This window comes from Dendronalium sp. ChiSLP03b (assembly GCF_034531165.2).
GTDB lineage: Bacteria > Cyanobacteriota > Cyanobacteriia > Cyanobacteriales > Nostocaceae > Dendronalium > Dendronalium minutum.
Window position 1 is genome coordinate 1 of the sequence record NZ_JAVRBR020000105.1, and the last position, 20,966, is coordinate 20,966.

General features: G+C 41.3%; 23 protein-coding genes, 1 tRNA gene, 1 pseudogene and 1 CRISPR repeat array. Of the genes and pseudogenes, 14 read left to right on the plus strand and 11 right to left on the minus strand.

The window, feature by feature from the left end; translation table 11 throughout:
- Nucleotides 1-414 precede the first annotated feature (414 nt).
- Nucleotides 415-2,109 carry a DUF1565 domain-containing protein gene (locus RMY31_RS24540; protein ID WP_322661815.1) on the plus strand — a complete coding sequence of 565 codons (1,695 nt, stop codon included), beginning with the start codon at nt 415-417 and terminating at the stop codon, nt 2,107-2,109.
- Nucleotides 2,110-2,458: 349 nt separating this feature from the next.
- Here RMY31_RS24540 and RMY31_RS24545 read toward each other — a convergent pair whose 3' ends face one another.
- The gene (locus RMY31_RS24545; RefSeq protein ID WP_322661821.1) at nt 2,459-2,725 is read right to left on the minus strand and encodes a DUF3493 domain-containing protein; all 267 of its coding nucleotides are present in this window, start codon (nt 2,723-2,725) and stop codon (nt 2,459-2,461) included.
- A 32-nt stretch (nt 2,726-2,757) separates the two neighbouring features.
- Between RMY31_RS24545 and RMY31_RS24550 the strand changes: the two genes are divergently transcribed.
- Nucleotides 2,758-2,829: transfer RNA gene (locus tag RMY31_RS24550), tRNA-Thr, on the plus strand.
- 744 nt (nt 2,830-3,573) lie between these two features.
- A CRISPR array of direct repeats spans nt 3,574-3,911; the repeat unit is 37 nt; unit sequence CTTTCAACCCTCCCATTGCTGGGAGGACGGTTGCAAC.
- 447 nt (nt 3,912-4,358) lie between these two features.
- Here the strand turns inward: RMY31_RS24550 and cas12k (RMY31_RS24555) are convergent.
- Nucleotides 4,359-5,048: pseudogene (cas12k, locus tag RMY31_RS24555) on the minus strand (type V CRISPR-associated protein Cas12k); the annotation flags it as partial.
- Between the two features lie 61 nt (nt 5,049-5,109).
- On the opposite strand from cas12k (RMY31_RS24555), the gene RMY31_RS24560 reads away from it, so the two are divergent.
- Nucleotides 5,110-5,274: a hypothetical protein gene (locus RMY31_RS24560; protein ID WP_322661825.1), complete on the plus strand. Its 165-nt coding sequence runs from the start codon at nt 5,110-5,112 to the stop codon at nt 5,272-5,274.
- Nucleotides 5,214-5,654: a transposase gene (locus RMY31_RS24565; RefSeq protein ID WP_409878316.1), complete on the plus strand. Its 441-nt coding sequence runs from the start codon at nt 5,214-5,216 to the stop codon at nt 5,652-5,654. The genes RMY31_RS24560 and RMY31_RS24565 overlap by 61 nt, the downstream gene beginning before the upstream one ends.
- Here the strand turns inward: RMY31_RS24565 and cas12k (RMY31_RS24570) are convergent.
- Nucleotides 5,651-6,895: a type V CRISPR-associated protein Cas12k gene (cas12k, locus tag RMY31_RS24570; RefSeq protein WP_322661828.1), complete on the minus strand. Its 1,245-nt coding sequence runs from the start codon at nt 6,893-6,895 to the stop codon at nt 5,651-5,653. The genes RMY31_RS24565 and cas12k (RMY31_RS24570) overlap by 4 nt on opposite strands.
- Before the next feature lie 81 nt (nt 6,896-6,976).
- On the opposite strand from cas12k (RMY31_RS24570), the gene RMY31_RS24575 reads away from it, so the two are divergent.
- Nucleotides 6,977-7,429: a MerR family transcriptional regulator gene (locus RMY31_RS24575; RefSeq protein ID WP_322661830.1), complete on the plus strand. Its 453-nt coding sequence runs from the start codon at nt 6,977-6,979 to the stop codon at nt 7,427-7,429.
- Nucleotides 7,430-7,441: 12 nt separating this feature from the next.
- On the opposite strand, the gene RMY31_RS24580 is transcribed toward RMY31_RS24575, so the two are convergent.
- Nucleotides 7,442-7,918, minus strand: coding sequence for a hypothetical protein (locus tag RMY31_RS24580; RefSeq protein ID WP_322661832.1), 477 nt, complete (start codon nt 7,916-7,918; stop codon nt 7,442-7,444).
- A gap of 137 nt (nt 7,919-8,055) precedes the next feature.
- On the opposite strand from RMY31_RS24580, the gene RMY31_RS24585 reads away from it, so the two are divergent.
- Both RMY31_RS24585 and RMY31_RS24590 read left to right on the plus strand, forming a co-directional pair.
- Complete coding sequence (locus tag RMY31_RS24585; protein WP_322661833.1) at nt 8,056-8,271, plus strand: hypothetical protein; 216 nt, start codon at nt 8,056-8,058, stop codon at nt 8,269-8,271.
- Nucleotides 8,264-8,698, plus strand: coding sequence for a hypothetical protein (locus RMY31_RS24590; RefSeq protein ID WP_322661835.1), 435 nt, complete (start codon nt 8,264-8,266; stop codon nt 8,696-8,698). Before RMY31_RS24585 ends, RMY31_RS24590 begins: the two co-directional genes overlap by 8 nt.
- A gap of 69 nt (nt 8,699-8,767) precedes the next feature.
- Here the strand turns inward: RMY31_RS24590 and RMY31_RS24595 are convergent, their stop codons facing one another.
- The 5 genes from RMY31_RS24595 to RMY31_RS24615 all read right to left on the minus strand — a co-directional run bounded on the left by RMY31_RS24595 (nt 8,768) and on the right by RMY31_RS24615 (nt 13,899).
- On the minus strand, nt 8,768-8,980 hold the full coding sequence (locus RMY31_RS24595; RefSeq protein ID WP_322661836.1) for a transferase hexapeptide repeat containing protein: 213 nt from the start codon (nt 8,978-8,980) through the stop codon (nt 8,768-8,770).
- A gap of 340 nt (nt 8,981-9,320) precedes the next feature.
- Entirely contained in the window at nt 9,321-10,442 is a 1,122-nt protein-coding gene (locus tag RMY31_RS24600; protein ID WP_322661936.1) for a restriction endonuclease subunit S, read from the minus strand.
- Between the two features lie 26 nt (nt 10,443-10,468).
- Nucleotides 10,469-10,933 (minus strand): hypothetical protein, encoded by a 465-nt coding sequence (locus RMY31_RS24605; RefSeq protein WP_322661837.1) that lies wholly within the window; start codon nt 10,931-10,933, stop codon nt 10,469-10,471.
- Nucleotides 10,896-12,236: a hypothetical protein gene (locus RMY31_RS24610; protein ID WP_322661838.1), complete on the minus strand. Its 1,341-nt coding sequence runs from the start codon at nt 12,234-12,236 to the stop codon at nt 10,896-10,898. The genes RMY31_RS24605 and RMY31_RS24610 overlap by 38 nt, the downstream gene beginning before the upstream one ends.
- Nucleotides 12,237-12,315: 79 nt before the next feature.
- Nucleotides 12,316-13,899 carry a Mu transposase C-terminal domain-containing protein gene (locus tag RMY31_RS24615; RefSeq protein WP_322661841.1) on the minus strand — a complete coding sequence of 528 codons (1,584 nt, stop codon included), beginning with the start codon at nt 13,897-13,899 and terminating at the stop codon, nt 12,316-12,318.
- 332 nt (nt 13,900-14,231) lie between these two features.
- Between RMY31_RS24615 and RMY31_RS24620 the strand changes: the two genes are divergently transcribed.
- The 4 genes from RMY31_RS24620 to RMY31_RS24635 all read left to right on the plus strand — a co-directional run bounded on the left by RMY31_RS24620 (nt 14,232) and on the right by RMY31_RS24635 (nt 17,421).
- Entirely contained in the window at nt 14,232-14,321 is a 90-nt protein-coding gene (locus tag RMY31_RS24620) for a hypothetical protein (RefSeq protein WP_409878342.1), read from the plus strand.
- Nucleotides 14,303-14,530, plus strand: coding sequence for a four helix bundle protein (locus tag RMY31_RS24625; protein WP_409878344.1), 228 nt, complete (start codon nt 14,303-14,305; stop codon nt 14,528-14,530). The genes RMY31_RS24620 and RMY31_RS24625 overlap by 19 nt, the downstream gene beginning before the upstream one ends.
- Nucleotides 14,531-14,656: 126 nt before the next feature.
- Complete coding sequence (ppk1, locus tag RMY31_RS24630) at nt 14,657-16,852, plus strand: polyphosphate kinase 1 (RefSeq protein ID WP_322661842.1); 2,196 nt, start codon at nt 14,657-14,659, stop codon at nt 16,850-16,852.
- 155 nt (nt 16,853-17,007) lie between these two features.
- Nucleotides 17,008-17,421, plus strand: a complete 414-nt coding sequence (locus tag RMY31_RS24635) for a response regulator transcription factor (RefSeq protein WP_322661844.1) — start codon at nt 17,008-17,010, stop codon at nt 17,419-17,421.
- 152 nt (nt 17,422-17,573) lie between these two features.
- On the opposite strand, the gene RMY31_RS24640 is transcribed toward RMY31_RS24635, so the two are convergent.
- On the minus strand, nt 17,574-17,756 hold the full coding sequence (locus tag RMY31_RS24640) for a hypothetical protein (RefSeq protein ID WP_322661846.1): 183 nt from the start codon (nt 17,754-17,756) through the stop codon (nt 17,574-17,576).
- A 247-nt stretch (nt 17,757-18,003) separates the two neighbouring features.
- Here RMY31_RS24640 and RMY31_RS24645 point away from each other — a divergent pair, with 247 nt between their 5' ends.
- Nucleotides 18,004-18,555 (plus strand): DUF2854 domain-containing protein, encoded by a 552-nt coding sequence (locus tag RMY31_RS24645; RefSeq protein ID WP_322661938.1) that lies wholly within the window; start codon nt 18,004-18,006, stop codon nt 18,553-18,555.
- A 95-nt stretch (nt 18,556-18,650) separates the two neighbouring features.
- Here RMY31_RS24645 and RMY31_RS24650 read toward each other — a convergent pair whose 3' ends face one another.
- Nucleotides 18,651-18,911 (minus strand): chlororespiratory reduction protein 7, encoded by a 261-nt coding sequence (locus RMY31_RS24650; RefSeq protein WP_322661847.1) that lies wholly within the window; start codon nt 18,909-18,911, stop codon nt 18,651-18,653.
- Between the two features lie 601 nt (nt 18,912-19,512).
- Between RMY31_RS24650 and RMY31_RS24655 the strand changes: the two genes are divergently transcribed.
- Together RMY31_RS24655 and RMY31_RS24660 are read left to right on the plus strand one after the other, a co-directional pair.
- Nucleotides 19,513-19,830 (plus strand): hypothetical protein, encoded by a 318-nt coding sequence (locus tag RMY31_RS24655; RefSeq protein WP_322661849.1) that lies wholly within the window; start codon nt 19,513-19,515, stop codon nt 19,828-19,830.
- 102 nt (nt 19,831-19,932) lie between these two features.
- Nucleotides 19,933-20,955 carry a PleD family two-component system response regulator gene (locus tag RMY31_RS24660; protein WP_322661851.1) on the plus strand — a complete coding sequence of 341 codons (1,023 nt, stop codon included), beginning with the start codon at nt 19,933-19,935 and terminating at the stop codon, nt 20,953-20,955.
- The last annotated feature ends 11 nt before the right edge of the window (nt 20,956-20,966 follow it).

Below are 20,966 nucleotides of genomic sequence, written 5' to 3' on the forward strand. Positions count from 1 at the left end.
CAGGCTTTGTAAACACTATTGAGACTTCGGTCTTAACTGTCAGGACACTTATAAATTTATCTGTTAATCAGTCCCATTCAACACTGTTTCTTTCATTCATAACGGGTGGTGCGCCGCCAGTGGGGCTGCTTTCAAGAAACATTTCTGTTTCTTGACATTCATTGGGAATGCAATCGCTTTCCTCACACGCTTTTGTCTCCCCGATCTCTCCCTGCTCTTTTATGGGTGCGATCGCTCGTAGGATACTTGGGTAAAATTTTGCGAACAGAGCAAATCATTTATGTGTTTTCTTGCGAAACATAGCTGATTAAATGCTGGTCATCCGGTATAGTTTTGCATGGGTTTCACAGCTACACGGCTGCTACATTCAACCCTGTTTAACCAACTGTTATTCAGCACATCACAAACACAAAAATGAAATATCGAGGTTTTCACACTTTCTGTGCAAAAAATTTTCGCCCTCTTTCTAGTATTCACCTCGGTTCTACCTTACAGTTGCGAGCCGGACTAACGGCTTTGTTATTTATTTCTGCTACATCTGTGCTACTGCTTAGAGAGGCAAATGCTGGTATTACCAACCAAAAAGCAATTACCCCAACTTTAAACGCACAAGTCCCTACAACTGCAACAGTAATTTATGTAAACTCAACAACTGGTGCAGATACAGCTGGTGCTGGTACAACAGCAGCAGCGCCCTACAAGACTATTACAGCCGCTCTCAGTCAAGCTCAAGCTGGTACAGTTATTCAACTAGCTCCTGGAACTTATAACGCCGACACAGGGGAACAATTTCCACTCTTACTCAAACAAGGCATGACTTTGCAGGGTGATGAAGCAAGTAAAGGTCAGGCAATATTGATTACAGGTAGTGGTTTCTACACTAGTAAAACATTTGCTAGACAGGATATTACTATTCTTGCCGAACAAAATACAACTGTTACAGGCGTGAGTGTCACCAACCCGACTCAGCGCGGTACTGCTGTTTGGGTAGAATCTACTAATCCCACTATCAAAAACAGTACTTTTACTGCCAGTGGCAGAGAGGGGGTTTTTGTCACGGGTACAGGTAATCCCAAAATTGAAAGTAACATCTTTGTGCAAAACAAGGGTAATGGGATTTCAGTAGCTAAATCTGCCCAAGGAGAAATTCGCAACAACTTATTTCAGGATACAGGTTTTGGTCTAGCGATCGGTGGCACATCCACACCTCTAATTGCCGAAAATCAAATCGTCCAAAACAAAGTCGGTATTTATATCTCGGAATCTGCTCAGCCCGTACTGCGTAAGAATGTAATTCAGAACAATACGCAGGATGGTATTGTGGCGACGGTTAAGGCTTTACCCAACCTCGGCACCAATGAAGATCCTGGTGGCAATCTTATCCGCAACAACACTCGTTATGACTTGAACAACGCTACCACAAGCAATAGGATTGTTGCTATTGGTAACGATATCGATCAGAAACGAATTGTTGGTCAAGTAGATTTTGTGGCTGCAACTGTTGAGCCACCCCCAGGAGGGCCTGTTGCGTTCAAAGATGTGTCAGCTAATTACTGGGCAAAAAGCTACATTGAAGCCCTAGCTTCCCAAAATATTATTGCAGGCTTTCCTGATGGCAGCTTTAAACCTAACGATCCTGTAACTCGTGCCCAGTTTGCCACCATTATTACTAAAGCCTTAACACCACCAGCGAAACGTTCAGCCATTGAGTTTAAGGATGTAAAAAGTAATTTCTGGGCTTACGCTGCTATTAAATCTGCTTACCAGAGTCAATTTGTATCTGGGTATCCTGATGGTACTTTTAAACCACAGCAGCAAATTCCTAGAGTCCAGGCTTTAGTTGCTTTAGCTAATGGTCTGGGCTTAAGTGCGAATAATCAGAGTGTTATTTCCGTTTATACTGATGCTGCCCAGATTCCTAATTATGCGATCGCCCCAGTAGCAGCTGCAACTGCACGGCAACTAGTAATTAACTATCCTACACCTAAGCAACTCAATCCTAATCGTGAAGCGACTAGAGCAGAAGTTGCTGCCTTTGTTTACCAGGCACTAGTTAATGCTGGACGCGCCCAACCAATTCCCTCAACCTATTTGGTAACAGTTCAGTAAACTATCTTAGGAAAATAAAAAGCGCCAAGACTAATGGTTTGTTAGTCTTGGCGTTTCTAGCATTGTGAGTTTTTTTTACTCTAGGGTCTTTAAATTTAGGTGACCCCATTTAAATGTGTAAATTTATATTCAGGGTCTTTATATTGGCTGACCCCGTTTGAACAATTTCCAGTTTCTCAGAAATTTTCACATTTTCAAATTTCATAATATTTTTTTTATTTTTTCTCTCTTTATATTTCGGATTTTACAAAAAGGTGAATTTTTTTGACAAATCTAAAGATATATAAAGCTAAGTTAAAGCTAAATCAAATGAATTTCTTTTTAGCAAAAGTAATTATACTTAATACTATCAACGTCGTAGCCGACGTTGCTCCCAACGCCAGAGGAAGACCATTAAAGCAACGATTCCCACTTGGAGAGCTAAGTTAGGTAAAGCACTGTCTATATCTCGTCTTGCCAGAAGTTGAAAAAAGAAGACAAATGCGCCAATCAACCCAGAAGCACCGGCACCAAGATAAATAAATTGTCGCAAGCCACGATAAGGGGTTGTCATTTCTGCTTTGAGCCGGGCGTATTGTTCGGGATTCAGACGATTTTTGGAATTTGGTTCTACCATAATGTTAATAATGCTATAATTATTAGCCGTGTGCCGATGTGGCTCAGTGGTAGAGCACTCGATTCGTAATCGAGCGGTCGCGGGTTCAAATCCCGCCATCGGCTTTGAAGAAAGTATTGTTTAATACTAAAGTGTTGCATAATGTACAGTGACTAATTATTTGTCGTCGGTGACAGATTAATGTCGTTGTGACAAATTATTGTCATCAAACCTAGTAATTCGCTTCCATATTTATTGGTGACAAGTTATTGTCATCTTTCTGAAAAGCAACAATTTATATTGGAGCTTAGATAGATTTAAACCCCTATTATTACGCTTTTGAATTCAAAAAGCTCTTTTGAGTAGTCATACAAGTTGAAATTATATATTGTCATTGCGAGTATAGCGCTCGCGAAGCGTCCCGAAGCGAAGCAGTCGCAAGAGTCTGGGATTGCTTCACTTCGTTGGCAATGACATAAATATTTTTGCATACCCACTTGATAACTTGTATGGATAACTTCAGCTTAATGACCTTAGCTGAAAGCCGATGGCGGGATTTGCTTTCAACCCTCTCATTCTTGGTAATCAATTACAACATTATCCAGGTAAGAGGATGTCTGAAAAGTATTATTGCTAACATGAAAACCTCAAAAACATAACCCCCCTAGCCCACCTTCCCTACAAAGCAATGGGGGTTTCAAAGCCTTTCTCTGTTTAGGGTAGAGGTTTGGAGAGAGGTTATTAGTATACTTTTTGACTTCTCAGGCATCCTCTAAGGCAGTTTCATCTCAAGTTACTTTTTACCCTCCATCGCTGGAAAGAGGGTTACAACAAGTGAAGCTTCCTCAATTTAATGTTGAGACGGGGTTCTTTCAACCATCCCATTGCTGGGAGGACGGTTGCAACCATTTGATTCTCCAGACCTCTTAATCCGTCACTTTCAACCCTCCCATTGCTGGGAGGACGGTTGCAACTCTAAGTATGTTGGTAAGGGCTGTCTTTCTTCTGATTCTCTTTCAACCCTCCCATTGCTGGGAGGACGGTTGCAACATCGCTTGCTCCAAAGTTTCAGCCTCAAGCCAAGCGCTACGACTTTCAACCCTCCCATTGCTGGGAGGACGGTTGCAACTAGTTGTGCTAGAGCCGTCAAAATGAATTGCGGTTCTAAGCCTTTCAACCCTCCCATTGCTGGGAGGACGGTTGCAACTGCTGTCATCTCAAACCCTTGTACAGAAGGGTTTCTAGATATGGCTTGCGCGAACCTCATCAAATAGTCTCCCAGGATGTAATTTTTGAATTGTCTACAAAAGAAATTTACTCATAAATTCCTTGTAAGATAAGGTTTTCAGTATTTGCGCGAACCTAAATCGGAATTTTGACCTCTCTTTGGTGCGTCAAATCAAGAATTGGGGAGGGTTCCCCCTTGATCGGAGGTGATTCAGTAGCCACTACAGCAGTACATCCGCGCCCTTATTGCTGGGAGCGCACCTATCCTGTCCGAAGACAGCAGCATCAGGGTGAGCAGCTACTAGGGTCAGAAAGCAAGACTATATTGCTACAGTCAAACTAACCCTCATTTAACACAGTTCAGAGGCTGCAAGCAGCATGAACTGCGGCGCTATTGATTATTTTATTATCAAGGTTCAGATATTTGTCAACTTCGTCTAGCTAGGCGGTCATGGTATGCAGAAAGTGCCAATTCCTTTGCTTTGTCTTGGGGACTCCCTCTGATAGGTTGTTTTCCCGCTTCAATCATGATTCCTACCTGAGCTGCTTTACTTTGAATACTTTGAATTAATCTGCCGTAGCTCCAGGAATGGACGTTAACTCGATACTGTTTGGCATATTTTTGCTGAACTTCTACAGAGCCAGGACATTTTGCTTCGGCTATAGCTTGAATTTCACTTTGGACAATCTCCCGCATATCCCCTAATTTAGGCAAAACGATGCTGCCAGCTTTGTAGGTTTGTGCGATCGCAATAATTTCTTTAGCCAATAATCTGTCTACATACTGCCCTAACTCAGATGTACCAAATTGATTGGGAGAGAAGCTTTTTTGTGCTTTGTGACGTTCATGGGATAACGATCGCTGTTGTCGTCTTTGCCGATTGAGGAGTTCGTAATTGTCACCAAGTAACTGGCGGATACTTCGGTAAGCTAAAACTCTGCCAGCGATCGCATCTACTACAGCAACAGTTGCAGGTTTTTCTAGCCCCAAGCTTACTCCAAGCAAAATGTGTGATTGTCCTTGGTACAGGGGTTCACTAGGACGATCAAAAGAATTATTGATGCGGGCCAGTGTTGATTCTTTACGTTTAATAAAAGCAAGCTGTGTGTCGCTGATACCAATTTAATATGAAGCTGCATATAATAGAGAGAAGCAAAGTCGGTAAGTTGATATACCCATGAGCCGCCCATTTAAGATTGAAATCGCTGAAAGCGAAGAGGAACTAAAACAACGCCTACAAACAGTGTCTTCAGGAATTCAGAAAGAAAAATTACAAATGTTGTGGTGGCTCAAGAGTGGTCAAGTCAATCAACAGCAAGAAATTGTGCTATTGAACCGTTAACTGGAGATCACTTCCTTTATGAATATCCGAAATTGAATGGCGAGTGTTTTCAACAATTCTTAGACTGGCTATCCCAGGAATTAGGCTCGGATTATGCAATTTTGCAGATTGACCAAGCACCTGCTCATACAAGTTCAGCAATTTGTTGGCCAGAAAATATTATTCCTCTTTTTCAACCGCCATCAGCCCCTGAACTCAATCCCATCGAACGGCTTTGGCAATTGCTCAAGAAGCCACTTAAAAATCAACTTTTCTCTTCTTTACAAGCTTTACGCGATCGCATTCAAGAATTATTCAACCAACTAACATTTGAGCAAGTAATGTCTGTTTCTTCTTATAACTTTATCCTAGAAGCTCTTTTCTATGCAGCTTCATATTAAATTGGTATGAGGTCACTTTTCTCGTTCATCTTGGTGATGAATTTGGTAATCTCCTCTGCTTTCTCTTGGCGAACCTGTTCTGTTCCTTCAGCAGTCCAGAGGCGATTGTCAACACAGCAATAGAGAGTTAAGTGGTGAAGATTCCAAGGTTCGCCTTTACCTTCGCCTTCCTCCCAAGCTAGACGGCCATTCCTGAGGGTGAACAAACCGCTAGAATACTGATTTTTGCTTTGGCGTTTAGTTTGTTGATCTTCTAAGAAGCGTTTAAACCAGTGCAGTTGACGACTATCGCAGTACACATCAAAAGTTAAATCGCTTAAGCCATTGAAGTGAAGACATAACCTACCTTTTTCGTTTGTTGACCAAACAAGGTCTTCGTTCGTTTCAAAAATCAAGGGAAAAGGGAGAGAACTTGACCGGGTTAACAAAATATCCTGCCAGCGTTTAGCTTCAGTATTGTCTTCTGGAACAGTAGTTGTAGCAGTGAAGAGTGTTTCCAACCATTTAGCATTGGTTAAGTCTCGACCCTTGGGAATTCGACTTGTTAGCTTGTCTGTTAGCCGTTGAATTTGGATTTCAAGCTTACGGCAGCGTTTAGCAAATTTTTCGAGGTCTTCTTCTTTGTCATTAAGTTTGCAGCCATTTTTCAGCAGATAACTGATGGCGCTACGGCTGAGTATGTCGTCCGTTTCTTGGTAAGCATCAAATAATTTATGAGATAAGCTACGGTCAGGATTGGAAGCGGATGATTTTTTGGATTTTTTAGTCTTTCCTCTTTTAGTCAAAGGAGCAGCTACGTCAGATTTTGGCGTAGCCATTGCTAAAATCTCAGCAGCTTTGGTACGAATTGCCTCTAAGCTACAACCGCTAATTTCTACTAATTCAGCATCGCTGTTGAGCATTTCTAGCCAGCGTATCTTGCCATCAAGCTGCTGCTGTAGCCGTTTCTGTATAGCCAGCCAAGATTTATAGATGTAATCCACAACATGAATTGCTGATAGATACAAACGGCTGGGCTGACCTGTAAAGCTAGGGTCAGTTTTTAGGGGTTGGCAAAGCTGGTTAACAACTGTTGAGGGCAGTTTGCCGTTTTTTCGCCATTTCTCAAAATCTGGATGTTTACTAAGTTGTTGAAGCAGTTCGTTAATTAGGGGTGTGTTCAATTCTGCCATTAACTTCCAGAGTTTTTGGCGGGTAGATTCATTGGCAATTAGGCGACATTGAATAGTAATCTGGCTCATAAAAATAAAATACCATAAAAACACACTATGTTGTAAAGAAAACTGATGTGTTTCAGGAGATGCTTCTATAGGATGATTCTTATGGAAGGAAAGTTCTACACAAGCACAGAAGCAGCAGAAATTACTCATTGCTCTCGCCGCCAGTTGCAGTATTGGCGGGAGAAGGGAGTTATAGTACCTACGGTTAACAGTACTGGCAAAGGTCGTAATGTTTACTACTCCAAAGCTGACCTGTTGGCGTTAACAGTAATGGAACAGTTGCTATCAATCGGTTTAAATTTTGAGGTTTGCCATGCAGTATTAGAAACACTGCGCGAACGGGAACCTTGGTTATTTGATGAGTCTGTCCCCGAAGAAAAGATGAAGCGGCTAATGTTATTACCCACGCGATCGCATGAACAAGCTTTGCAAATGGTAGAGTTTGATAAACAAGCTGCCCTAGAGGCACTTTGTCAAGGACAAACTGTGATTCCCTTTTGGTGCGATCGCATTCACGAAGTCTTACACCAAAACCTCAAACGCTTTAGCGAGTAATATTAAGTACTATTACGCTGCATAAGGATGGTTATTAGCACTTTTATACTGCTGATAAATATGGAGAAATACTATATTACTCAAGTTGTCTACATCGCTATCATCATAGGCATCTACAGGTAAACCTGTGTCTTCGTTGTACAAGTAATCATAAATAAAACTCTTAATTGTGGCTCTTGTAGATTCCTTATCTCGCCAGTTTTCTAGTTGCTGTAATTGTGATTTCACGGCTTCAATCAAGGATTGAGCAACTTGTTTGACGATCGCATCATCGTATACTTGCTGTGGATGACCAGGATTAAATTTCTCTAATGCTTGGCGAAGATAGCGTGTGAGGACAACTTCTCGTTTATCTTTGCGTCCTAGTGTACCGTTAGTGCCGAAGGTTTCTTTTTTGTATGCGTAAACTGAGTGCCATTTCAGGGATTGCTCAAAAAAATTAGCGGTAGTTTGTTGCACCAGGCGGTCTTCGGAATATTCGGCACTCATGGGGGTGATAGGTGATACAGGTAGCTATTATATTGATAGCTTTGAGATTGGCTAAGTAGCAAGTATCGCCTTTAAAACAATTTCAAGTTTTAAGCGATGATGGATGTGTGAGCATAAATGACAATTGGTAATTAAAGATGGTTTCAGTCGAATTACTTAATACACTGCAAGGGCTTAACCGCGCTGATAAACTTTATATTGTGCAGGTTTTAGTATCAGAGTTAGCTCAACAAGAGACTGAACTAATCAAACCTGGACAATCTTATCCTGTTTGGTCTCCTTATGATGCCTTTGAAGCCGCAAATACAATGCTAGAAGTTTTGCAAGCAACCAAAAATCAAAACAATGTCTAGCGTCGAGCAATTTCCTTTTGTCAATGCTGACACAACATTAGGTGAGGCTGGTTTTCGTCCATATATGCCAATTCAGCTTGTGAGTCAGCAATATTCAATAACAGCATCCGCTTTGTTAGATACAGGAGCAACAGTAAATGTGTTACCTTATCAAGCTGGAATTGAACTTGGATACATTTGGGAACATCAGACAGCAACTTTGAACTTGACAGGTAATCTTGCTCAATTTGAAGCTCGTGTTGTAGTGATTCAAGGAGTGATTCGTCAGTTTGAACCTGTACAACTTGTATTTGCTTGGACAAAATCTGTGCAAGTTCCTCTGATTTTAGGACAAGTGAATTTTTTTATCGAGTTTGACGTTTGCTTTTACCGCTCACAACTCTATTTTGCAGTAATTCCTAAGAAAAAGCTTTCAGAACCATCATAGATCAAAAGTCAACTTAAGCCCCGGCAAATTGAATTTGCAGCTGGTCGGTATTAAAAAGGTACTTGACACTTATTCACTCGTTTCGTATACGGGTTTGTCTGCGTAACGTAACGATTTTCCATATTCCAAAACTTCAAGGAAAGTTTGCTCATCAGAAATGGAACCAGTCACTTTTTCCAACCAATTGCTAGGGGTGGGAGATGCTATCAGCAGACGTTTGAGTTCGGTAACTGTACGTTCAAGATTTACCAAGCGTTGCTCAATAGTAGTTTCATTTAACATGATTTCTAATTTGCGATGTAGGGCGTGTGATTAAAAAACCTTATCCGAACCGTATTGACTTGTGTTCTGAACGAAAGCCCTCGTGTTCTGAACGAAGGCACTTGTTTTCTAAACGAAAGCACTTGTGTTCTGAACCAAAGCACTTGTGTTCTGAACGAAAGTACTTGTTTTCTGAACGAAAGCCTTGATAATGTTGGGTTACCCTGCGGGAAGCAAGCTACGTTCCTCAACCCAACCTACGCCTACCCCTTAGCTAGTAAAAGTACGTAAGTTTCTGGATTAAAAGCTTGTATCATTATAAAAACATTTTGTCAAGTAGAATGCGATCGCTATTTGTTTTCTACACGGCGATGCTTCCGTTCATCAGGCGAGGAAGCAGTAAATCACGGGCTTGGCGAAGATTATAGTTGTATTTTTTTAATACTTCAATCTGTATAATAATTGAGTTAGCAAAATTATCAAATTTACTTTGAAGTTGTTCGCAAGGAACAAGAATTTTAACTCCGTGGATTACATTTCTATTTAAAGTTGGTACGGCTGCACCTGCTTGATAGCTGTTTAAGTCCATCTGCGAAAGTAAGCAATAAGCAAAAGGTGGTGTAACCTTTTTAAACTCCTTTACCCATAATGTTGTATTCAATGGCCAAAAATCTTTCTGCACGTACATTACAGAACCTAAACTTCCACTTCTTCCGGTGACAACACCAGGAGCTTTGACTTTAGATGTATCATGATATCCATTAATTCCAGTTGACGCATATACAGGGATATCTCCAGGTTTTCGGTCTTTATTTGGAAGATCAAAACCTCTCTGAAGTATCAAAGCTTCACTAAAATCTATACGATTCCACCCCTCTGGAATACCATCAACTACCTTCACCGACTCATAACCAGGGAAGCGCGATCGCACAAACCATTCTTTGTAAAGCTGGTGGATGGATTCTTCCAGCAGTGCTATTCGGCGGTTGTTGTTGTCGATGAGGCGATCGTAGGTTGAGAGGATATCAGCTATGCGTTGTTGAGTTGCAAGTGGGGGAAGATTTAATGTGAAATCAGGGAACCTAGCAATTGGAACACGGTCAACTGTAGCACCTACTAAGATATTAGCTTCTACTTTAGCCTTCCACATGTGAGAGCGAAAGTAATAGAAAAGATAATGGGTATCAACAGAATCAGGTTTTGGGCGTAGCAATGCTACTCTTCGTCCGAGACAACCACGAAATCCTTCTGGAATAATTGCATATCTGTGTAAGGTTGCTTCATAGGTGAAAACTATATCGCCCTTTTGAGGAGTGACTCGACGTATCCAAAGAGGAAAATCTTGCTCGGAAACATAACGAATTTCAGAAAAGTTTAAGTGACCATCTTCACTAATATTTTTAATCCCAAGAAAAATTGCCCCTTCATTTGCTAACGGAGGAGTTGCATGAGGCCCATCAAATAATTGACCAATATCTTTTATCTCACCGTTCGCGTAATAGAATTTGACTAAGAGGAATTATCTACAAGATTGCTATAAATATCAGGAGGAAGACCAAGCAAACTAATAATTTCCTGCTGTAGAGGGTTTAAAGGAGGAACATAACCAAAACGCTGACCACGGGCTTCAATAATCGTCAAAGTGATATTAGAAAAAGCACGTAACAACCGTTCAGCAGTAGGTTGAGCAGTCCGTTTTTTTGGATGTTCGGGATACAGTCCAGCAAGAGAGTTGACCTCGTGTACAGTCAGTTGTCGTCTGACAACAAACTCGATGATTGTCAGCAAACGTAGGGCTAGACTCAGTAAATTAATCAGCCCGGTAATTTGGTCGTCACGTTGCACAAACATGGGAGCAATGGAAAGTGACGCACCCTTGAGACGATGAAAACCACGTTCAGCAATCCATTCGTCTCGATAAGTCAGAACAGCTTGTTCAACAGATAAGTGACTCTTTGGAGCATTGAGTAGCAAAAGCTCTCCAACCAAAAGTTTTTTGAGCTTGGGCAATAGCAGTTTCATTGCGGATAACGGTCTGGATTTGATACCTAATTTTGGGTGTAATTTGTTTGGGGCGAGATGTGGGACGACCTCGACCAATGTAGGTTTCTTCAACAGTTTCTTGGCACTCATAGTCGAAACTTAGTAAGCCTTCGACTCGATGAAGGCGCAGAATTTCTGTAGCTTTTTGCAATAAAACCTGTAGGTCGTTGATTTGTCGTTTACCACGACCTTTTTGTGGAGTTAACGCCATCAACTTCTGCTGTGCGTTGTGAAGTCGGGTCTCTAACCCCTGAAAGAGTTGTTTTGCAAGTGTTGGTGAGTGAACAATCAATACCCTTTCTTGCCAGCATAGTAATGGCAATTGTTCATCAACAACCTCGACACGACGACACAGCTCATAGCCAGTGGCTATAGTTGTTTCGAGGACATCTAAGTCTGGGCTGGTTTCGGTGTTGTGATGAAAACTGGTTCGCTTGATATCAACAAGTGGAGATTTACCCATGACAGCATCATCTATCCAGCCAGCCAGAAGTTCTGGAGTTTTACCCACCAAAGATAATGGGCATAGGTAATAATCTCCCTGAATATGTATGTTGCAGCGTGTTGATAGTGAACTCATTTTACAGTCGCCAACAAACAACAACCCTTTTTTGTTCAGCGTGGCTGCTATTTGTTGGTAGGCGGGAATGTACAACTTATCATCTGCTTGTTCTCCAGATACTACCTGGGTGACAAGGGGCATCCCTAATGGGTCAATCATCCCCATCATCAATTTTACCTGTGGTAGATTCGGGTCATCCTTGCTGTGTCCAAATTGGAATAAACCTGACTCGCTGATTAGATGATGCCCACTGATTGTTGTTGCGTCTAAACGCACTTGCTCCACCGCTAATTCATCGGCTCGGATGGTGTTTTGCGTGAGAAACCGTTCTATTTGTTCCCAGGTTTCGGGCTTGCTTAACCGCTTCAAAAGTATTCCTAGGCGGTCATCTGTAAAGTCGGTTTCTCGAATGTTGAATCCGCATACTTGCTCTATGGTGTAGCGTCGTTGTTCTACCCATTCTCTTACACGTACTTTTCGGTGGTCTCCCTGTGAGATGATGTAGGCTAACCAAATACAAGCTACCCATCCCCAATCTAGTCCTTCTTGTTTCCAGTGCCGTGGCAAACAGTCGTTGAGGATTTCTGGCAGCCCCATTTTTTTCATCACCTCTAGCAGCAGAACAACATCATCAATTCTTTCTGAGATTATTTGTTGGGGTAAATGTGCCATTTCTCACACTTACTATTAAAGTGTTACAATCTACACAACTTTCTTTATGACACAAGGGATGCCGAAAACGATCGCCTGCTTAGATACTCTCCCTTGTTTCATCTATTTCACCAAACTCATCCTCGATTGCGCGAACAGTGAGCAATAATGATTGGTTACTGATAGTTTTCCCTGCGGTACGGAGTCTGCGACTTGCTGCTTCAGCCTCATCTAATGCCAGTTGCTCTGTCTCCAAACCTTGAGCGTGAGCGCGAGTCAGAAATACTTCCTGATTCTTTTCTTGGCGATAAACCAAAATTGTTGTAATGTCTCTGGGGTCAAACCTTAAGTTGACAGTTTCCCCTGCATAACCTGCCAGATATTCTCCTCGATACATCAAATTCTGGAACTGTAAGCAACCACCTCTTTGTACAGTTCGCCGTGACTGCTTCATTAAACAAATATCCAAATCTCGTTCTGGGATTGGTACTGGCACTGTAGGCAATCCTGCTTCCCAACGCTCAAAGCGAGTTTGGTCGCCCATCCGCGCATCAATACTTTGGTTGTAACGATCTACGATGTAACGTACAAGTAACTGTTCTAGTTCTCGCAAAGTAAGTCTTGCGTCTTTCTCCGCATCTTCTGGGCGTTCCTGTACATTAGATCCGGTGTATCCAGGAAGCGTTGAAAATAGTTGCTCATTCAATGTTTTGAAAGGACGTTCTACTACTCCACCTTCAGAAGGGCGATCGCGTAAATGACAGACAAACCCTAACTGCGCCCCAATCTGACTTAAATGGTTAGAGCGAAAGTCTTTACCGCCATCAGTATAAAAGTGTTCTGGTTTCCCATAAGTTCCCCACTCGCAATGCAGTTTGTACTCGGAACCGTATCGCTTTGGCAAAATCGCCTGACGTAACGCTAATGCTACTAATTGAGAACTAGGAGCATCAAATCCCAAATTGATACCTATAATGCAACGAGAGTAAGTATCGATTACTGTTGTTAGCCAAGGGCGGCTGAGCAGTTCAGCATGTTGGTCTACTAGCAAAACATCTACGCGGGTATGATCGCATTGCCAAACATGGTTACTGTAATCAACCGATAAATCTTTCCCTTCACGCGTTTTAACTGAAAGCGTAGTTCCTCTCCATCCAGGGCTAAGAATACTCTTGGCTTTTTCTTGCTTTTCTAATATGGGCGCTAATACCCGTAACACAGTTCTGTAATTGGGCGGCTTAGAGTCCTCCAACTCACGGGCTTTAGCCTGGACTCTGAGAGCAACTTGTTTAGGGGTCATACGTTTACTACCCTTGTTCCCCTCCTTGTAAGTTTTGGTAATGAATTTTTCCCAAAACTCACCAATGCGATGTGTTCCTTTATCAGCCCTACCTGTTTGAGCGAGTCCGACTAAACCATCTTGTTCCCACTTTTTCACCAATCTTTGTACCGTTCGCAACGATACACCTAGTTTCTCTGCTGCTTTCCGCAACTTTTGCCCATAAGTTGTGCGATCGCAGGGTTCCAGTAAACTTTGGATTACCTCTAGCTTTACTTGGGCTTCCTCTGAGAGTTGTGTGGCAATTACATTCTTCTCAAGAGTTGTAGCACTTTCTCCTAGTAAGCCTTCCATAGGAATTGCCGAGGGATGAACAGCTAAATCAGGATTTTGCTGACTGTTCATAATATAAAATTTTTTTTATAAAAACATATTGTTATTCTATCTATATACAAAGCGACAGTCAATTTGTCATTATGAAAATACATAAAAGCTTTTTTCTCTCTAATTAAGCGACAGCTAATTTGTCACCATTACAGAAAATGACAGCTAATCTGTCACTGTCAATGATGTTATTCTAGTACTGCTAAACCGCTATAACCTATACTGAGTAAAAATTTAATGGATGACATTAATTTGTCACGGCGACATTTAATTAGTCACTGTACATCAAGCTTGTAACCAAATAGTTTTGAAGAAGCGATCGCCTGTTTTGATTAATGATGTTTGATACTGCTATGCAAATTTTTGAACTCTCCAAAAAATTTCCTGTACAAGCAAAATATGCGTTAACAGATCTGATTCGTCAATCGTCTCGTTCGGTTTAGCCGGGGCGTGCCGAGAAAGGCGTTATCAAGTAGCTTTTAGGGGTAAATTTAATGATTGTGAGCCTGAGGCGGTTGAAACTCGAACATGGCTGAAATTTGCTGTTAAATGTAAGTATTTAGATGTTAAATTGGGTCGCGAAATTTATGTTGCCTACAATCAAGTTCTAGGTGGTTTAGTAAGCACGATCGTAGTCTTTCTTTTTGGGTAATTGTAAACTAAATATACCTTGTCTATTTGTCTCCTTGTTCCCCTACTTACATCTATACCCTATTTCATCTACTATATTTATTGTTCTCCAGCTGTATGGGCTACATCTGGCTACCTTGAGATCGTCATGCCGAAAGCTAAAAAGAGCGCCAATCCCATCAATTTAAACGAACCACAATATTATCTTAACCGAGAGTTAAGCTGGTTGGAATTTAACAATAGAGTATTGCACGAAGCCTGTGACCCACGAACACCGCTACTCGAACGGCTGAAGTTTTTAGCAATATTCAGCTCGAACTTGGATGAGTTTTTTATGGTGCGCGTCGCAGCTTTAAAGCAACAGGTAGAAGCAAAAGTTAGTCTATTAACTCCTGATGGTCGCACGCCACAACAACAATTGGACGAGATTTGGTCTACCCTTGTCCCTCAGGTAGCAAAACAGCACCAACATTTCGATCGAGTACTGCAACCATTGCTAGCAAATCAAGGTATTCATATCCTGGATTACATCAATTTGTCCCAAAAACAGCGGACTTATTTAGACAACTACTATGAAGAACAAATCTTTCCTGTTTTAACTCCTCTGGCGGTTGACCCTAGCCATCCCTTTCCCTATATTTCCAATCTCAGCCTGAATTTGGCAGTTGTGGTTAAAAACCCAGATACTGAAGAAGAATTTTTTGCCAGAGTCAAAGTCCCTAAAGTTCTGCCCCGATTTTTACCTTTACCACCAGAGTTGGGAATTCAAGAAAACGAACAACCTGCTCACTGGACAGGAGTACCTTTAGAACAGGCGATCGCTCATAACCTGGAGTCTTTATTTCCAGGCATGAATATTCAGGAATATCATCCTTTCCGGATTACCCGTAATGCTGACTTAGCACTGGAAGAAGATGAAGCGGATGACCTGCTGTTAGCGATTGAACAAGAACTGCGAAAACGACGCATAGGTGGGTCTCCAGTCAGACTGGAAATTCAATCCCAGACTCCAGAACCAGTACGTGCAAGGTTGTTGCAAGATTTGGACTTAACAGAAAGCGATGTTTACGAAGTAGATGGTCTTTTGGGACTGCGGGATTTGATGTATTTCATGGCATTGCCGTTGCCCGAACTTAAAGACCCACCACGCCAGTCTGTTGTGCCTTCGCGCCTGCAAAGATTGAGAGAACCAAGTGATGAACTGGATGAAGGAAATGACTTTTTTGCTGTGATTCGGGAAAAAGATTTGCTAGTACACCATCCTTATCAATCATTTTCGTCAACAGTAGTGCGCTTTATTACTCATGCTGCCCACGATCCGAATGTGCTGGCAATCAAGATGACTCTTTACCGGACTTCGGGAGACTCGCCCATAGTCAATGCCTTAATTGCTGCTGCCGAAAACGGCAAGCAGGTATCTGTACTGGTAGAATTAAAGGCGCGATTTGATGAGGAGAATAATATTTACTGGGCAAGGCGACTAGAAAGAGTTGGCGTGCATGTTGTCTATGGTTTGGTCGGGCTGAAGACCCATTGCAAAACCGTCATGGTGGTACGGCGGGAAAAAGACTGTATGCGTCGCTACGTGCATATTGGCACTGGCAACTATAACCAGAAAACAGCACGACTTTATACTGATTTAGGATTGTTCAGTTGTCGGGAAGAATTAGGTGCCGACATCACAGATTTATTTAATTTCTTGACAGGCTACTCCCGCCAAAAAGCTTATCGGGAAGTGCTGGTTGCACCTGTGAATATGCGCGATCGCTTTCTAGCATTAATTCATCGCGAAATCGAAAATGTGAAAAATGGATTTTCCGGGCGCATTGTTGCCAAAATGAATTCCCTCGTCGATCCCCAAATCATCGCTACTTTATATGAAGCTTCGCGTACTGGAGTGCAAATCGATCTCATTGTTCGGGGCATTTGTTGTTTACGTCCTGGACTCAAAGATATCAGTGAAAATATTCGTATCATCAGCATTATCGGTCGCTTTTTAGAACACTCTCGCATTTTTTATTTCCATAACAATGGACAAGAAGAAATCTATATTGGCAGTGCTGACTGGATGCGCCGTAACTTAGATCGCCGAGTGGAAGTAATCACTCCTGTGAAAGACCAAGATATTGCAAAAGATTTGCAAGAAATACTGGGGATTTTGCTGGCAGATAACCGTCAAGCTTGGGATTTACAACCTGATGGCAGTTATATTCAACGCCGTCCCGGCGATGATTGTCCAGAAGCTAACTCACAACAAACTCTCATAAATATGGCATTACGTTCAACTAGTATATCCTCCAACCTGATTGATTCAAAGAAAAGTTCCTTTTATACTGACAAATAGCTTAACTTGATTTTTTTAGCAAACTTTAATTTTTTCACAATTTATTTAATTAATTGCTATGGGTAAACACAAGTTATTCAACCATAGGATAGAGTAATTGCTGGTACTTGTTCCCATAAACTGTAAAGGTCATCAAAATATATTTTTTTCTTTGAATGTTAATGTTCTCTTATGAGTCTTCTACCTTGCGCGTTTTAGTGGTTGATGACCACGAATTAACTCGTTTAACCCTACAATTAGCTTTTTCTTGCCAGGAAAATATTCAAGTAGTAGGGTTAGCCAGTAATGGTAAAGAAGCTATAGAAATGGTTAAACGCTGTCACCCTGATGTGATAGTTCTAGATTTACAGATGCCAGTTATGGATGGCTGGAGTGCTTCCTGCCATATTAAAGCTATATCTCCAAATACTCAGATACTGGCTTACTCGTCAGTAGAAGAAGCAAACTTTCCCCAGGCAAAGTCAATGCTTAATTTTGACGATGTTTGCAAGAAAGATTTACCTACGACCGAACTCATTGCTTTGGTGAGGCAGCTAGGGCATCGTGCAGGAGACGCTTCAGTTACATGATAAATGATGCTGCAAAGTTGCTGGTGGATTAGCCCAGATTTAGTTCAATTCTGGAGACTTGTGAATAATGCATGGCTTAAAAGCGTCGGTATAACTGTTAGTTAATGGTTTTACCGACGCATATTTTATCTTAATCTGCGGCTTAGTTTAGCCTAATTATTGCCTGTTTCCGGAATAGTGCGTTTAAATTCGTCAATTAACTCATCTAGTTCTTCTAAGGCTTGATTGACATCAACTCTTAAAATTCCCAAGTTTGGTTGTTCTAATAGGCTTAGCAGGTACTCGCGTTTACTTTGAACGACGGCAATTCTTTCTTTGATAGTCTGTAGATCCATTTGTTTTCTCTGAGTGCTTCAATATCTTTTAGTTTAAAGTTAACTGGTAAGGGTTGTCAGTTATTAGAAGGCAATAGGCAAGAGTCAATGATAATTCTCCGCGTCTTTGCGTCCCCTGCCTGCCTTACTCCTCCTGCTCTCTTACTCCCCTTACTACTCAATTTAGGGTGCTGCTCTTCCCTAAGTTGTTACTCATAGCCGATGATAGTAAAACTAATGTGTGAAGAATTTATACTATCCTAAGCTCATGTTACGCCAAATTTCCTTGGGAACACTCGGTTTAACCGTCGGTAGCGTATTAACGATTGTCGGCTTCGTTGCTTATGCTGCTGATAATGCCACGCTAAATCTTGTAGGATTTTTTTACGGGTTTCCCCTATTGCTGGGAGGACTGGCACTCAAAGCCAATGAACTAAAGCCTATACCCTTCGGCCAAACTACAACTTCCGCAGTGTTGCTCCTACGGGAGCAGCAAGCAACTGTTACTCAAAATAAAATCCGCAAAGATATCACCCGATATTGCTATGGTCAAGACGCTCATTTAGATGGGGCACTCTCTTACCTCGGTCTGAGTCCCACAGATAAGGAACGACCAACAGTTACAGCTTTGCGAGAAACAGAAATTAATGGCGCTTATACCTTAATTTTAGAATTTGATTCGCCATTCATATCACTTAAAGATTGGCGGGAAAAGCAGGAAAAAATGACCAGTTATTTTGGACCTGGAGTAGAAGTTAAAATAACGCAGCCAGATGAAAATCAAATTGAATTATCTTTGATTGCTACTCAAAAAGAGTAACTTATAAACAGTTAGTAGTCAGTGGTCAAAAGGCAAAAGTAGTTATTATTTCTCCCCCTGCTCCTCTGCTTCCTAATATGGACTGGCATCAAAATTCACTTTTCTAAGCGCACTGCATACCACTGTAAGTATTCCCCAGGTCCAATATCTAACTCGCAACTTGTATCGATTAAATATTGGGCTTTAGCTTCCACAGAATTAAACTTGTGTAAGTCTGGTGGCAAATCCTGATAATTAATTTTTTGTAAAACAATTTTGAGTTTCTCTAATAATTCTGATGCCGTTAGGAATTGTTCTGGTTGGTTTGTTTCTAGGACGACAAAATTATCCTGTTGATACATTAATGAGTCTGGCATTGAAGAATTTGGTTAATGTAAATGAATTTTGGCTGTTTTTGCCTAGGAATACAACAGTATAACGTTCCACTTGCTTATAAATTAGCAGTTTTATTTGTCAAGCAAACTTAGCTTTATTGAGCATTCTCATATCATTTAGACAGTATATTATATTCATTTTTTAGAAAAAGTCACATGGATTTGATCAGCATAGATTAGTTATATCGCCTGAACATAAGAAATTTTACTTAAATTCAGTAGCATAAAAGTAACCAGAAAATCAAGTTTTGCTTTCAGCTTGATATTAACCTTATGTATTTTATGTAATTATCCCAAAATTCTAGTCTAGTAAGACCTGTCGACTAGTTTGAATGAGTCGAAGTTGAGCGATCGCAGGATCTAGTATTAGCTATATTTTGACTACAGTTCCACAACTGTTTTACTTCTTTTCGTTGGTGTCCAAAGTAACTACAGAACCAAAGAAGTAAGGTGTGCATTTGAAGTTTTGCTCATAATTGTAATTACACTTTATCGCCAGGGAAATATAAAAGTAACATTTCCTCACAGAACTGCATCTGGACAAAAAGGTAATAATTACCTTTGCGTTCTCAATAAATTGTCTATGCAAACTAGTTATTTACCTTTTTCTTGGCTTAAAACCATTGAGCAGTCTATTGTCCGAAACAAATTGATTGCGAAGGCATACACACCTTTGCTACGAGTTATAGCCCTAATAGGGAAGCAATTGTCCTTATGCGATCGCATCATAGACTGTTTTCCAGATATTCCTGCACGTCGCTGGCCAGATCAATTATCCAACCAGAACTTAGTGCCATCAGACATTCAACAAACGAGTCATCTGGGGGGATACCTCGCCTGTTTCTTGCAATTTGGTAATAACCGAACCGTTTCACTCATAGTTCTTTCAGTAGGATTCTGACTGCTGTAAAAAAACTCTCGCTTGTAGGCGATTTGGTTAACAGTCCAGGTTTTCCCTGGTTTACCGCTCCCCGATACTTTCATTTTCTGTGGAACGCAACCCATGTCAGGCATAAGCCCATTTTCTCTTTCCAAACAACCTCCGGTGATTCTAGTGGCTGATGATGACAAGACCATCCGAGTATTGTTGCGTGAAGCTATGGAACAAGAAGGCTATCGAGTGGTCGAGGTTACTGACGGAAAGCAGTGTTTAGATGCTTATGAGACAGTCAAACCAGATATAGTTTTACTAGATGCTCTCATGCCCGTGATGGATGGGTTTACTTGCTGTAAGCAATTACTCCAAATTGCCAGAAATAACTTGATGTCAGCACTTGCAAGCCTTGATACTGACTCAGCCTCAGGCAATACTGTAATTTCCAAAATATGGGAACGCACTCCCATATTGATGATTACCAGCCTAGACGATGAGGAGTCAGTAGACCGTGCTTTTGAGGCAGGCGCAACAGATTATGTTACCAAGCCAATTCACTGGGCAGTATTACGCCAACGGTTGCGAAGGCTGCTGCAACAAGCGCAAATATACAAACAGTTAGAGGCGGCAAATATGGCTTTGCAACACCTCGCTAATGTGGATGGCTTAACCGGACTGGCTAATCGTCGCCGCTTTGACGATTATCTAAATACACAATGGATTAATCTCGCCCAGGAAGAAGCTCCCCTGTCACTAATTTTATGTGATATAGACTTCTTTAAATTTTATAATGACCAATATGGTCATCCGGCTGGCGATCTGTGTATACAAAAAGTGGGTGGCATTTTGAGCCATAAAGCACAGAAGCATCAAGATTTAGTGGCGCGTTATGGTGGTGAAGAATTTGCTGTGATTATGCCATATACCCATGCAAATGGTGCAATTTACGTTGCTAAGGCGATGCAAGATGGAGTCAGAAATTTACAAATTGCTCACGATGGCTCTATGGTCAGTCAGTATGTCACCCTGAGTATAGGAGTAGCTACTATTGTTCCTACCTGGGAAACTTCACCTTCAGATTTGATTGTGGCAGCGGACAAGGCACTTTATCAAGCAAAAGCAGAGGGACGGAACCGTATTATTCTCAAGTGAACTACTTTGTA